General features: G+C 46.0%; 12 protein-coding genes and 1 riboswitch. Of the genes, 6 read left to right on the top strand and 6 right to left on the bottom strand.

Annotation, left to right across the window (positions count from 1 at the left end):
• Position 1: 1 nt before the first annotated feature.
• Complete coding sequence (locus VIC_RS23570; protein WP_006962913.1) at positions 2-805, top strand: alpha/beta fold hydrolase; 804 nt, start codon at positions 2-4, stop codon at positions 803-805.
• On the opposite strand, the gene VIC_RS23565 is transcribed toward VIC_RS23570, so the two are convergent.
• The 5 genes from VIC_RS23565 to torD form a co-directional block, all read right to left on the bottom strand.
• Entirely contained in the window at positions 802-1,113 is a 312-nt protein-coding gene (locus tag VIC_RS23565) for a putative signal transducing protein (protein WP_039952560.1), read from the bottom strand. The two genes, VIC_RS23570 and VIC_RS23565, sit on opposite strands and share 4 nt — an antisense overlap.
• The gene (locus VIC_RS23560; protein ID WP_006962911.1) at positions 1,110-1,805 is read right to left on the bottom strand and encodes a TVP38/TMEM64 family protein; all 696 of its coding nucleotides are present in this window, start codon (positions 1,803-1,805) and stop codon (positions 1,110-1,112) included. The genes VIC_RS23565 and VIC_RS23560 overlap by 4 nt, the downstream gene beginning before the upstream one ends.
• Positions 1,806-1,944: 139 nt before the next feature.
• A complete protein-coding gene (locus tag VIC_RS23555; protein ID WP_006962910.1) occupies positions 1,945-2,538 on the bottom strand; it encodes a TfoX/Sxy family DNA transformation protein in 594 nt (197 codons plus the stop codon).
• Between the two features lie 186 nt (positions 2,539-2,724).
• Positions 2,725-2,811: riboswitch (cyclic di-GMP riboswitch) on the bottom strand.
• A 145-nt stretch (positions 2,812-2,956) separates the two neighbouring features.
• Complete coding sequence (gene purR, locus VIC_RS23550; RefSeq protein WP_006962909.1) at positions 2,957-3,964, bottom strand: HTH-type transcriptional repressor PurR; 1,008 nt, start codon at positions 3,962-3,964, stop codon at positions 2,957-2,959.
• Positions 3,965-4,180: 216 nt separating this feature from the next.
• Entirely contained in the window at positions 4,181-4,828 is a 648-nt protein-coding gene (torD, locus tag VIC_RS23545; protein ID WP_006962908.1) for a molecular chaperone TorD, read from the bottom strand.
• Positions 4,829-5,065: 237 nt separating this feature from the next.
• On the opposite strand from torD, the gene torR reads away from it, so the two are divergent.
• A complete protein-coding gene (gene torR, locus VIC_RS23540; protein WP_006962907.1) occupies positions 5,066-5,779 on the top strand; it encodes a two-component system response regulator TorR in 714 nt (237 codons plus the stop codon).
• 52 nt (positions 5,780-5,831) lie between these two features.
• On the opposite strand, the gene elyC is transcribed toward torR, so the two are convergent.
• A complete protein-coding gene (gene elyC, locus VIC_RS23535) occupies positions 5,832-6,635 on the bottom strand; it encodes an envelope biogenesis factor ElyC (RefSeq protein ID WP_006962906.1) in 804 nt (267 codons plus the stop codon).
• 114 nt (positions 6,636-6,749) lie between these two features.
• On the opposite strand from elyC, the gene cmoM reads away from it, so the two are divergent.
• Genes cmoM through mukB form a run of 4 tightly spaced genes read left to right on the top strand, consistent with a single transcriptional unit; the run spans position 6,750 to position 14,047 of the window.
• Positions 6,750-7,541 carry a tRNA uridine 5-oxyacetic acid(34) methyltransferase CmoM gene (cmoM, locus tag VIC_RS23530; protein WP_006962905.1) on the top strand — a complete coding sequence of 264 codons (792 nt, stop codon included), beginning with the start codon at positions 6,750-6,752 and terminating at the stop codon, positions 7,539-7,541.
• A 2-nt stretch (positions 7,542-7,543) separates the two neighbouring features.
• Entirely contained in the window at positions 7,544-8,881 is a 1,338-nt protein-coding gene (gene mukF, locus VIC_RS23525) for a chromosome partition protein MukF (RefSeq protein ID WP_006962904.1), read from the top strand.
• Positions 8,862-9,590, top strand: coding sequence for a chromosome partition protein MukE (gene mukE / locus VIC_RS23520; RefSeq protein ID WP_006962903.1), 729 nt, complete (start codon positions 8,862-8,864; stop codon positions 9,588-9,590). The genes mukF and mukE overlap by 20 nt, the downstream gene beginning before the upstream one ends.
• The gene (mukB, locus tag VIC_RS23515; RefSeq protein WP_006962902.1) at positions 9,587-14,047 is read left to right on the top strand and encodes a chromosome partition protein MukB; all 4,461 of its coding nucleotides are present in this window, start codon (positions 9,587-9,589) and stop codon (positions 14,045-14,047) included. Before mukE ends, mukB begins: the two co-directional genes overlap by 4 nt.
• Positions 14,048-14,051: the final 4 nt, after the last annotated feature.

Raw genomic sequence — 14,051 nt, 5'->3', positions numbered from 1 at the left:
TATGAGCGAAACGCTTCTCTTCCATAAAACATATTTGCACCCAACCAGTAATGAGTGGGTGGTTTTTGTGCATGGTGCAGGTGGCAGTTCATCTATCTGGTTCAAGCAGATCAAAGCTTATCGACAGCATTTTAACTTACTGTTGGTGGATCTTCGTGGACACGGTAAGTCTAACCCTTTCATCAAAGAGTTGATCTCAAATCGTTATACATTCAAAGCGGTTACCGCGGATATTCTTAAGGTTTTGGACCATTTAAAGATTACATCAGCGCATTTCGTTGGTATGTCTTTAGGAACCATTATCGTAAGAAACTTGGCAGAGATGTCGACTGGCCGGGTTAAGTCTATGGTTCTAGGAGGCGCTGTAACGCGTTTGAACACGCGTTCACAAGTTTTGGTGAAGCTGGGTAACTTGTGTAAGCACATCGTGCCTTATATGTGGTTGTACAGCTTATTTGCTTATATCGTCATGCCACAGCGTACACAAAAAGAATCCCGCCACCTGTTTATCCGCGAAGCGAAGAAGCTATGCCAGAAAGAGTTTAAACGTTGGTTTATTCTCACGGCTGATGTGAATCCGATGATGCGATACTTTAAAGAGCGTGAATTACCAATTCCTACATTGTATCTAATGGGGGAAAGGGACTACATGTTTATTCGCCCGGTCAAAGAAATGGTCGCAGCGCACCAGAAAAGTACGCTACTGGAAATTCCCGATTGTGGCCACGTGTGCAACGTAGAGCGTCCAGAAGAATTTAATCAACACTCTATTGCCTTCATTAAACAACAAGCCATTACCAACTAAGCAGGGCCAGCGGCACCACACTGCCAGCAGATAGCGAATTGTGCTTCGTTAGTTTCTCCGCATTCCTCACATTGCCATTCCGAGCCAACCAGTGTTTGCTGCATATATTGTTCAATGATAGCGCTGGCTTGATTATACATCTTGCTATCGAGAAGCCATATATAGGGTTGGGAGTTTTCACCGAAAGGGACTTCACCCTGCAAGCCAAACATACCTTCTCCTCGCACTTCACATGGAATGCAGTTTGATTTAAGAAGCTCGCAAACAATGTGAGCTTCTGGTGGGTTATTGGCGGTGAATATCTTCAAGAAGGGCTCCCATTTTGTGCTTGAGGCGCGCCTTTAATTTTTGCCATCACCCATTTAGCAATGACAGGGAAAAGCCCTAGTAGTGCGAATGAGGCTAAGACAGACGGAGATACGATTCCTGACAAGCTGTCAATTTGTGCCAATTGTGTACCTGCATTCAGATACACCGCAGTGCCTGGCAGCATACCTAACTGGCTAACGAGATAAAATCTCGCTGTTGAAAGTGGTGTCAGACCCATTAGAAGGTTGATCAGGAAAAACGGGAACACGGGGATCAGGCGCAATGAAAACAAGTAAAAAGCACCGTCTCTTTCAACGCCTTGGTTGATGGCATTCAGCTTGTCACCAAACTTACTCTGAACCCAGTCACGCAAGAGGAAACGACTGCTCAAAAAGGCTAGTGTCGCACCTATGGTACTGGCAAAAGAAACAAGTAGTAGACTGGTCCAGAAACCAAACAAAGCTGCGCCGAGGAGAGTGACCACCGCTGCACCAGGGATCGAAAAGGCGGTAATGGCGACATAAGCCAAGAAATAAGTAACGGCTGCAAGCACAAAGTTGTTATTGATGTATTCAGAAAGCGCTATTTGTTGGGCTTTCGCGTTTTCTAAGGTGAGGTATTGACCAAAGTTAATACCGAGAAAAACGATCAGGCCAACCAGCAGGACACCCAACACAAGTTTCTTATTCATAACGACTTCCTCTGTTTCGAGTCTCAGGCTTTCGACTCAATAAAAATTGTTAACAAATAAGAACCGTTTGGCAAAGATTAAATTTCACAAACAATAAAAAAGCCAACCTGAGTGGTTGGCTTTTCATCAATTTTGTCGATCAGTTGTTCAGTTTGTTGACCAGCTCTTGTCGTCGCTCTGGTGGAATCACTGACCAGTGTTTTCCGTTAATCGCCCCTTCAAGCGCCCATAGCAATTCAAGAGAGACCTCAGCAGAGTGCGTTGCCTGAATGGCCCTAAACGCTTCTACTGAACCTGCCTCTTCAAGGTTTTCAACGCTATCGATACCTGCTTTCTTTAGCATTCGTTCTGTTGCCAGACGGAGGTTCGGTAGGTCTTTGAGGCGATTTGGTCGTGTTTTAGCCTGCGACGTTTTCTCTTTCTTAGCTATCGCCAATGCACTTTGTGCGAGGGCGAGAGCACGAGTTGGGCAGGAAGCCACATCGTCAGTTAAAGCGAAATATTTGGTAACGACCGGAAAACCTCGTTTTTTATAAACGTAGGGTTCTAAGCCTTCAGATTTGAATTGACTAGCCAGTTTGTCATCCGCGCGGATGTGAAGCTTATCGTTGACCACCAATGCGAACATTGTGTCGTCTGCGAAGATTCCGAATCCGCCGAACATCGAACGCGATTTTATACGACCAAGCTGATCAAAAAGCCGCATCGAGTCTTTAAGTATTGGTTTATCCATGCTGTGTTATCTCGGTGTATATTATTATACGCCACCAAATTCAGGTCCGAGAGAATAGCAAAATAATGCAGATAAAGTGTCAGTAAGGTGTCATACCGAAATAAAACTCACACGTTAGTTACTTAGCTCTAGATAACAATTACAGTGTACTGTTTTAAACGATACGGATCGTTTGCATTTTTGCCCATCGGCAACCCCGCTACCTTTCAGTCTCCTGAGTCAGGCCGGAAGCTTTGCGTCCCACTCTTTCGAAGTGGTTTGCCCTGTTCGTGGCATTAGTCGAACATTTTAAGGATAAATAAAATTTGAGGTAAGTATCACATCTCTATTGATCAAATGTGATCTTGGTTCAAGGAAATTGCGTGAAAATGATATGTCCGACTAATAGATTGAGTTATTAGTCGGACTATTGAGCATGCTATTTGTTTAAGTTGTACACCGTATCACGCACGACAATTTCAGGGTGCATTTCGAATACACGCTTTTCGTGTTCTTTGTCCTTGATACGCTCTAGAAGGATTTCAAACGCGTTTTTACCAACACGACGTTTAGGTTGGTGAACCGTTGTTAGCGGTGGTGAGAAGTACTCTGCAAGCTCAATGTTATCGTAACCAATCACAGAAATATCTTCAGGTACGCGAATACCTTTCTGCTGTAGACGACTCATTAAGCCAAGTGCCATAGTATCGTTGAAGCAGAATACTGCGGTTGGCTTGTCGTCCATGGCGACAATTTTGTCTGCCGCTAATACCGCAGTATCACATTCGAAGTTACCTTCAAGAATCCAATCTTCTTTCACGGTTAGATTCGCTTCATCCATTGCACGACGGAATCCTAGGATGCGTTCCTGACAAGCTGCCTTTTCAAAGTGTCCGCTTAAGCAAGCAATGTCTTTGTGACCGTTATCGATAAGGTATTTCGTCGCGAGGTAGCCACCTTCTTCTGAGTTATCAATGATCTTATCGGCTTGAGAACTCTCAGGGCCCCAGTCCATAACTACTTTTGGGATGTCTTTATGGCGGTCCAGCATTTCGCTCAGTTCTTCAGTCAGGTCAGAACACATAACCAAAATGCCATCGACACGCTTTTCTGCCAGCATGCGAATGTAGTCGCGTTGCTTTTCGTAAATACCACCAGTGTTACACAAGATCAAAGTGTAGCCTTGACGATAACAGTAGCTCTCAACACCATCGATGACTTCAGAAAAGAACAGATTGGTAGATTGAGTAACAAGCATACCAATGGTGCGTGTACTGTTGCACTTTAAGCTACGGGCAACAGCACTGGGGGCGTAATTCAGTTCGGTAACGGCTTCCATTACCTTTTCCTGAGTCGCTTCAGCAACAAAGCGAGTTTTGTTAATTACGTGAGAAACGGTTGTAGTAGACACGCCAGCTAAGCGTGCCACGTCTTTTATAGTGGCCATAAGGTTCTGTCCTGTCGATGACTGCCAGGAAGCATATTCAGATTGTAGAATAATTTGGCAGAAAGTATCAGAAACACAAAAACCGCTGTATTCAGCGGTTTGTCTCTAGTTCATTCGTTTTTATCGTTTGCGGTCACGATTTTAGACCGCAAACAACAGAAGAGCAAATAAAAAACGTAACAGTGATAAGTTATGTATCACACAATTACTATATGGTTACTCGCCTTTCAGATAGGCACAATCCAACTCAAGAAAGGCGATCAACAGCAATGAAACTGCAGAATAAAATCCAAACTCATCTAACGCCTGACACTTTTTACTAAATTGTGGAATCCAGCTGAGGAGCTGTTGCTGGATAAATTGCTCTTGCTCTGAAAACGCTTCTTCCATATGTCGGTCTTGCTCTAACTCATTAGAACGGATGATCAGATTGCCAAGGAAATCGAGCTCAATAGCGATATGGTCAGCTGGTTCATTAAGACCCTTTTCGACCTCGATGCCATGCTCTGCCATCAGCTTTTCCATATCAGTAGCAGGCTGATCATTGAGCAGGCCAGACTTGCCAATGTACATTGACGCGTAAGGCAGTGCGGAATCCTTATCTGACTTTAGAAACAAATCGCAGAAATCAGCGGCGAGTTCCAGTTGTGCATCATCGCGATCCATCAGTCGATTTAATGCGTCAATTACGCGCTCTATTGCTGGCTTAAGGTGGGAGTTTTCACCAAGTCCGGTCAAGAAAGATCGGATCTCTGCTGAGTGATACTGCTGAAGGTTATCTTCTGTGAGCTCTTTGGCATAAAGGCTCGACAGCCACCAGTATATTTCGGCACGTTTTTCGTTGAATGCTTTGATTTCTTGCATTAGTTCAGACTCCTGAAAATTCTACCTATTAGTTTAACGAATAAAAATGAATAGCGGTAATGGTGGTTGTTTCAGGTTGAGTGCAAAAATGGAAAGTTATGAACGCCAGAGACTAGGTTTGTTTTGAATCAATAAACACTCAGGTTTCTGGATAGTAAGCGGACAAAGACTAGAATTGTTACTGATTATGAATAGAATACAAGTGAAGACAATTCCAAGTGTAATTAAGTGGTGTAAATGAGCTATCACGTATTAGTAGTTGAAGATGACGCAGTGACTCGCAGCAAGTTGGTTGGGTACTTTCAAAATGAAGGTTATCAGGTCAGCGAAGCCGAAAGCGGCGAGCAAATGCGCGACACGCTACAAAATCATGCGATTGACTTAGTGATGCTTGATATCAATCTTCCTGGTGAAGATGGGTTGATGCTCACTCGCGAACTTCGCAGTCAGTCGGATATTGGAATTATCCTGGTAACAGGACGCACGGATAGCATTGATAAAATCGTAGGTCTAGAAATGGGCGCAGACGATTATGTAACCAAACCGTTCGAACTTCGTGAACTGCTTGTTCGTGTTAAAAACCTATTGTGGCGAATTGCCGCTGCTCGCAATGCCATCGACGTCAATGAGCAGCATAAAAATGAAGGTAATGTGGTACGTTTTGCGGAATGGACTTTCGATGTTCAGCGTCGCGCTCTGAGTAAAAATGGCGAGCCCGTGAAACTGACCAAAGCAGAATACGAGCTGTTAGTAGCTCTTTCCTCATACCCGAATCAAGTACTGAGCCGTGAACGTATCCTTAATATGATTAGTCACAGAGTCGATGCACCTAATGATCGTACTATTGATGTGTTAATTCGACGCATGCGCGCTAAGATGGAATTTGACCCCAAGAACCCACAAATCTTTGTTACCGTCCATGGTGAAGGGTACATGTTTGCGGGTGATTGACCTAAACAGATAAGCAAAAAAATACCGAGGCATGCCCTCGGTATTTTTTTAATTAAACATTACTATCGGAAGCTTGTATTGCTTTCTCTTCGTAATCGGATGCCCAGTCACGCAGAGATTGCCAGATACGGCCTAATGTTTCGTGCCAATAGCGCTCTGTTTGCTCTAGATAGACTGCCTTCGGTGCGTATTTTGCCCAAGCCTGTGTCACCTTATCGTGCGCCAAATAGTTAGTCGGAGCAGGGTAAGGTTTAAGGCCCGCAGAATGGAATTCATTCAGCGCGCGCTTCATATGGCTGGCTGATGTCACCACAACCAACTTTTTGCGTTTAACAAATGCCGCCGCTTGCCTTGCCTCTTCCCACGTATCTTTTGCGGTTTCGAGCAAAATAATATCGGATTTTGAAACCCCCAGAGCTAGAGCCACTTTCGCCATCATACGTGCGTTACTGACTTCAGACCCTCCGGCGTACCCAGACAGGATCAATTTAGACCCCGGATAGATGCGCATAATGCGAATACCTTCTGCCAATCGCATCAGGCCGGTGCGACTAAGCTCAGAAGTGGGCGGAATTTTATCATCCACCACATGACCACTGCCCAAGACCATAACGTAGTCGATCGTCTCATCGACAGGAAAAAATGCAGAATACTGACGCTCAAGTGGCATCAGGAGACGAGATGAAACTGGCTGGAATGCAATGAGAAAAATGCCAATGAAAGAGAATAGAACAACAAAACAGCCTGTTTTTTGCTTCCTTGTAAACATAATCAGCATCAGACCTAAAAAACCGATGATCAGCATTGCTGGCAAAGGCATTAAAAGGGATGACACCATTTTTTTCAGCTCAAACATACTTAAATAGTCCGAAAAAACACCAATTGATTTTAATTTAAGAGAATCCCTCTTTATATCTGCCTTTCTTATGACAGAATAGCAGCACGATTCGACATGATAACCTAAGCCGCCGTGACTGAAGACCGCAATTTCGACGATATTGCCCACAAATTTGCAAAAAACATCTACGGCTCCGATAAAGGAGAGATACGCCAAGTCATTGTTTGGGAAGAACTTGAACAACTACTTTGTGCGGTTAATGGTAGCAGGAAAAGCCTCGATGTGCTGGATGCTGGCGGTGGTTTAGCACAAATGTCGCAAAAGCTGGCTAAACTCGGACATCGCGTCGCTTTATGTGATCTATCTTTGGAAATGCTGCAACTAGCCAAGCAGGATATTGAAAAAAATGGCTTGCTTGAGCAGTATCGCTTGATTCATTCGCCAGTTCAGAACATTGCAGAGCATCTGGAGCAGCCCGTTGATGTGGCCATGTTCCATGCTGTGATGGAGTGGTTGGCAGACCCGAAACCCGCTTTAGAAACGGTGCTTGAGCAGGTGAAACCGGGGGGCGCAGCTTCCATCATGTTCTACAACCATCATGGTCTGGTCTACAAGAATGTCGTATGTGGCAACATTCCTCATGTATTAGAGGGTATGCCGCATCGAAAACGATTTAAGTTACAGCCGCAGAAAGGGCTTAAACCAGAAGAGGTCTACAAGTGGATCGAGGACGCTGGCTTTGAAATCTGTGGCAAAGCTGGTATTCGCTGTTTTAGTGATTACATCGGAAACAGAGAATACATGGGCGACTATAAGACAGAAGATGTGGTGGCACTTGAGCGACAGCTGTGTCGACAAGAGCCCTACCTCTCGCTAGGCCGATACATACATGTATGGGCCAAAAAGAAAGAAGAACAGGAATAATAATGAGTGAGATGACTCTCAACGCTGCTGAGCAACCCATTGATGAATTGGTTGGCTGGGTAAAGCAGCACGATTTCTCATTAAACCTGCCGACTGAACGTCTCGCATTTCTCATCGCTATTGCAGTCCTTAGCAATGAGAGGTTTGATGAAGAATTGGGTGAAGGTGAATTGCACGACGCATTTACTATCGTCACTCGATTATTTGAGGATACCGGAGAAGCGTCGGCTTTTCGGGCTAACAACGCGATTAATGAGATGGTAAAGCAGAGGCTGATTAGCCGCTTTACCAGTGAAGTGAATGATGGCGCAAGTATTTATCGCTTGTCGCCGCTCGCGATTGGAATTACGGACTATTATGTTCGCCATCGTGAGTTTTCTAAGTTACGCCTCTCAATTCAGTTGTCGATGGTGGCGGATGAAATGGCGAAAGCGATTGAATCTGCTCAGCAAGGCGGGACGCCGGGGCACTGGAAAAAGAACGTTTATGGCGTGCTCAAATATTCCGTGGGTGAGATATTCGATCAAATTGATCTCAACCAACGTGTTATGGATGAGCAGCAACAGTCCGTCAAAGTGCAGATTGCTGAGCTACTGAACAAAGATTGGCGTGAAGCGATCAACAACTGTGAAGAGTTGTTATCTGAAACGTCTAGCACCTTGCGTGAGTTGCAAGATACATTGCAAGCAGCCAGCGACGAGCTACAAACTCAAATCCTTGATATTCAGGAAATTGTTTACGGACAAGATGAACTGGAATTTATTGAGGAGGCCTTGTTTGGCTTACAGATGAAACTAGATCGCATCACAAGCTGGGGCCAACAAGCGATTGATTTATGGATTGGATACGACAGACACGTCCATAAGTTTATCCGCACCGCAATTGACATGGATAAGAACCGTGCCTTCAGCACGCGTTTGCGTCAGTCAGTCAAAGACTACTTCGACACACCTTGGTATCTCACTTATGCCGATGCAGAAAGGTTAGTCGATCTCCGCGATGAAGCACTGGTTCTTCGAGATGACGAAGTGACCGGACAAGTGCCTCTGGAAGTGGAGTATGAAGAATTCCAACAAGTGAATGATGAGCTTTCTGAGCGCATAGGTGACATGCTCAAAGTACATAAAGAGCAGGGTACAGCTATCCATCTTGGAGCTGTATTACGCGACTATCTAGCACAGCATCCGCGCACTCATCATTTCGATTTAGCTCGTATCGTCATTGATCAAGCAGTACGTCTGGGTTACTCCGAATCGGATTATCAAGCGATTCAGCCAGACTGGCAGGCAATTAACGAATACGGAGCAAAGGTACAAGCAAATGTCATCGACCGATACTAATGATTACATGTCAGAAAATCTGGCAAAAGCGATTTCAAATCCACTTTTCCCGGCGCTAGACAGCATGCTTCGTGCCGGACGTCATATTTCTACCGAAGATCTCGACAATCACGCGTTGCTGTCTGACTTTGAAGTTGAGCTTTCTTCATTTTACCAACGCTACAACACTGAGTTGGTCAAAGCACCAGAAGGTTTCTTCTACCTTCGCCCTCGCTCTACGTCTCTGATTAACCGCAGTGTGCTGTCTGAGCTCGACATGCTGGTGGGCAAGGTCTTGTGTTTCCTCTACCTAAGCCCAGAGCGTCTAGCTCACGAGGGAATCTTTACCAATCAGGAACTGTATGAAGAGCTGTTGGCTTTATCTGATGAGAAAAAGCTGATGAAGCTGGTCACCAACCGTGCGACTGGTTCAGATTTAGATAAAGAAAAACTGTTTGAAAAAGTTCGCACTTCTCTGCGTCGTTTACGCCGTCTGGGCATGATCATCAACATTGGCGAAACCGGTAAATTCAGTATCAGTGAATCGGTATTCCGCTTTGGTGCTGATGTCCGTGTGGGCGACGACATGCGTGAAGCGCAGTTACGCTTGATCCGTGATGGTGAAGCAGTTGTGCATACCAAAGAGCCAAGCCAAGGCAGCTTACTGGCAGAATCAGAACAAGGTGATGAGTCATCTCAATCAGAAAAATTAGAAGAAGGTGAAGCATGATTGAAAGAGGTAAATATCAATCGCTGACCATGGTCAACTGGAACGGCTTCTTTGCACGAACCTTTGACATTGATGGCTTAGTTACCACGTTATCCGGGGGTAATGGTGCAGGTAAATCAACCACAATGGCGGCATTCATTACAGCCTTGATACCTGACCAGACGCTGCTGCATTTCCGAAATACGACCGAGGCGGGCAGTAGCCAGTCTTCACGTGACAAAGGCCTCTACGGTAAATTGCAGCCAGGTGCGTGTTATGCGGCATTGGATGTTGTGAATTCACGTAATCAGCGCTTACTGTTTGCGGTTAAGCTGCAGCAGGTCGCGGGTCGTGATAAGAAAGTGGATATCAAACCGTTCGTGATTCAAGGGCTGCCAAGCAGTGTGAAGCCGACGGATATTCTGATTGAAAGTGTTTCTGCGACTCAGGCGCGTGTTCGTCAGATCAACGCAATCAAAGAGTCAGTCGCGCAACACGAAGGTGTTCAGCTTAAGACTTTCAATTCAATTGTCGAATACCACGCACAAATGTTTGAATTTGGCGTGATTCCTAAGAAATTGCGTAACTCCAGTGACCGTTCTAAGTTCTATCGCTTGATTGAGGCGTCGCTGTACGGTGGTATTTCGAGTGCGATTACCCGCTCATTACGCGATTACCTACTGCCTCAGAATGGCGGAGTAAAGAAAGCTTTTCAAGACATGGAATCGGCGTTGCGTGAAAACCGCATGACGCTTGAAGCGATCAAAACCACTCAAGCAGATCGAGACCTGTTTAAACATCTGATCACCGAATCGACAAATTACGTGGCGGCTGACTACATGCGCCATGCAAACGATCGTCGTAACAAGCTTGAGCAGACTCTATCTCTGCGCTCAGAATTGTTTGGCTCACGTGAAACACTGGTTGAGCAAAACAATTTACTTAATCGCGTTCAAGAAGAGCTTGAACTGCTGGTGGAGTCCGAGTCGGCTTTAGAGCAAGACTATCAAGCGGCTTCCGACCACTTACAGCTTGTCCAGAATGCGTTGCGTCAGCAGGAAAAGATCGAGCGCTACCAAGAAGATCTTGAAGAGCTCAGCGAACGACTTGAAGAACAGTTGATGGTCGTTGAAGAAGCGCAAGAACGTGTTCTGATGATGGAAGAGCAAGCGACGGTTGCAGAAGAAGAGGTAGATAGCCTTAAGACTCAGTTAGCGGATTATCAGCAAGCGTTGGACGTTCAGCAAACCCGCGCACTTCAATACCAACAAGCAGTTCAAGCGCTTGAGAAAGCCAAAACCTTGCTGGGGGATGAGGACCTTACTGCTGAGCGCGCACACTCCTTGGTCTCTGAGCTGAAAAATCAGGAATCAGAAAGCACGGCAGCTTTGCTGTCGGTGAAACACAAACTGGATATGTCTTCAGCTGCCGTTGAGCAGTTTGAGACGGCGCTTACCTTGGTTCGTAAGATTGCTGGCGACTCAGTGGAGCGTAAAAATGCTGCTGAAGTTGCAAAGGAGTCGATTCGTCAAGCGCGAGATGCTGAGCAAATTGCACAAAATGAACAACAATGGCGAGCGCAGCACAGAGATCTAGAACGTAATCTCAATCAACAGCGTCAGGCCTGTGAGTTAGTCGACGCGTATCAGAAGCAACATCATGCAGAGCTCGTTGATGAGTTAACCTTTGAGCAGGAGCGTGAACGTCACGCTATGCAGGTTGAATCGCTTGAGATGGCTCAGGAAGAGGTACGTGAGCAGCGCAGCGAACAGCGTCGCTTAGAGCAGGATTCTGCTAGCGAAATCAAAAAGCTTGAAGCCATTGCGCCAACTTGGATTGCAGCTCACGACGCGTTGGAAACGCTCAAAGAGCAAAGTGGTGCTGATCTGTATGACAGCCAGGCTGTTATGTCCCACATGCAAGTGGTACTGGAGCAAGAAAAGCAGCAGTCATTGGCGAAAGAAAAGCTCGCTGAGCGCCGTGCTCATTTAGAGAATGAAATTGAACGGTTAGCATCACCGGGTGGCTCCAATGATCCTCGTCTGAAAGGCTTGGCTGATACATTAGGTGGTGTGCTGCTTTCAGAGATCTATGACGATATCACCATTGGCGATGCGCCTTATTTCAGTGCGATGTACGGTCCATCTCGTCATGCGATTGTGGTGTCTGACTTAACGGGTATTGAAGAAAAGCTGATTGAGCTGGACGATTGTCCTGAAGACCTTTACATCATTGAAGGCGATATCGATGCCTTTGATGACAGCTCATTTGATGCTGAAGAACTGGAAGGGGCGGTTTGTGTTCGCATGAACGATCGCCAGATGCGTTACTCACGCTTCCCAGAAATTCCTCTGTTTGGACGTGCTGCGCGTGAACAACGTTTAGAGCTGCTACGTAATGAGCGAGAAGAAGTGGTTGAACAGCATGCGAAAGCTGCGTTCGATTCGCAAAAACTTCAGCGTCTATATCAGGCATTCAACAACTTCGTTGCTAAGCACATTCAGGTTGCTTTTGAAGCGGATCCAGAGCAATCGCTGACAGTGGCTCGCGAGAAGCGCAACCAAGTGTCACGAGTACTGGCAGATTTGGATGCCAAAGAGCAGCAGCAACGTTCTCAGTTGTTAACGAGTAAGCAGGCGTTGTCATCGCTGGATAAGTTAGCACCAATGATGGCGCTGATTGAAGATGATTCACTGACACTACGTTTCGAAGAGCTTGAAGAAAAAATCGTTCAACTGTCTGAAGCGAAAGCATTTTTGAGCAGCCACGCGAAAACAGTCGCTGAACTGGAAAAAATCGCCTCAGCGCTTGAAGCCGACCCTGAGCAATTCGATGCGTTAGAAGCTGAATATAAGGCAGCGGATATTCAGTTACAGGAACTTAAGAAGCAGATCTTTGCATTGTCTGACTTGGTGGAACGTCGCCATCACTTTGCTTATTCTGACTCTGTGGACTTGCTCAACAAGAGCAGCGAGCTGAGTGAACAGCTTAAAGCTAAGCTTGTTGAAGTGGAGAGGCACCGTACACGTTCTCGTGACGAACTGAAGCAATCTCAAGGTCAGATGAACCAGTACAACCAAGTCTTGGCTTCATTGAAGAGTTCTCATCAGGCTAAGCAGGAAACGGTTCAAGAATTTAAGCAAGAGCTTCAAGAGTTCGGTGTTACTGCAGACGAAGGCGCACAAGAGCGCGCCATGCGTCGTCGAGATGAACTGCAGGAACGTCTGCATACGTCACGCAGTCGTAAGAGTGAATACGAGCGTACCATCACGTCGACTGAGCTGGAAATGAAAGGTCTGGCAAAACGTCTTAAGAAGGTTCAGAAAGAGTACATTGAGCTGCGCACCTTTGTGGTTGCAGCGAAAGCAGGTTGGTGCTCAGTACTGCGCTTAGCACGTGAAAACGATGTCGAACGTCGTCTGCATAAACGTGAGCTTGCTTATATGTCAGCGGATGAACTACGCTCGATGTCGGATAAATCGTTGGGTGCGTTACGTCTGGCGGTGGCAGATAACGATGACTTACGTGATGCCCTGCGTCTGTCGGAAGACAATGCACGCCCTGAGCGTAAGGTATTGTTCTATATCGCAGTGTACCAGCATCTGCGTGAACGCATTCGTCAGGATATCATCCATACCGATGACCCGGTTGAGGCCATTGAAGAGATGGAAGTGGAGCTGGCGCGATTGACCGAAGAACTGACGCAACGTGAAAATCGTCTTGCGATTAGTTCTGAATCTGTCGCTAGCATCATCAAGAAAACGATTCAGCGTGAGCAAAACCGCATCCGTATGCTAAACCAAGGCTTGTCGAACATTGCCTTTGGTCAGGTAAAAGGTGTTCGTTTGAATGTGAAGATTCGTGAAAGCCACGAAATTTTGCTTCATGGTCTAGCTTCACAGCAAGAGCAGCACAAAGACTTGTTTGAGACCTCTCGCTATACCTTCTCAGAGGCGATGGCGAAATTGTTCCAGCGCGTTAACCCACATATTGATATGGGGCAACGCAGCCCGCAAGTTCTGGGAGAAGAGCTGCTGGACTACCGCAACTACCTAGAGCTGAGTGTTGAAGTCTGCCGCGGTTCAGATGGTTGGTTACAAGCGGAATCTGGTGCATTGTCTACGGGTGAAGCGATCGGTACGGGTCAGTCGATTCTTCTGATGGTTGTTCAGAGCTGGGAAGAAGAATCTCGTCGTTTACGCAGTAAAGACATTGTTCCTTGTCGACTGTTGTTCCTCGATGAGGCTGCGCGTTTGGATGCTAAGTCGATTTCGACTCTGTTTGAACTGTGTGACCGTCTGGATATGCAATTGTTGATTGCGGCACCAGAAAACATCAGCCCAGAGAAGGGCACCACTTACAAGCTAGTGCGTAAAGTATTTAAAGACCATGAGCATGTTCATGTGGTTGGTCTAAGAGGCTTTGGACAAGCTGAGCAAGACAAGTCAGAAGCTCAAGAACTGATTGAAGAGCTATAAAGAC

The sequence above is a fragment of the Vibrio coralliilyticus ATCC BAA-450 genome, from assembly GCF_000176135.1.
Classification (GTDB): Bacteria; Pseudomonadota; Gammaproteobacteria; order Enterobacterales; family Vibrionaceae; genus Vibrio; species Vibrio coralliilyticus.
The sequence above is the reverse complement of the archived record's forward strand: the minus strand, read 5'-3'. Positions and strand labels throughout refer to the sequence as shown.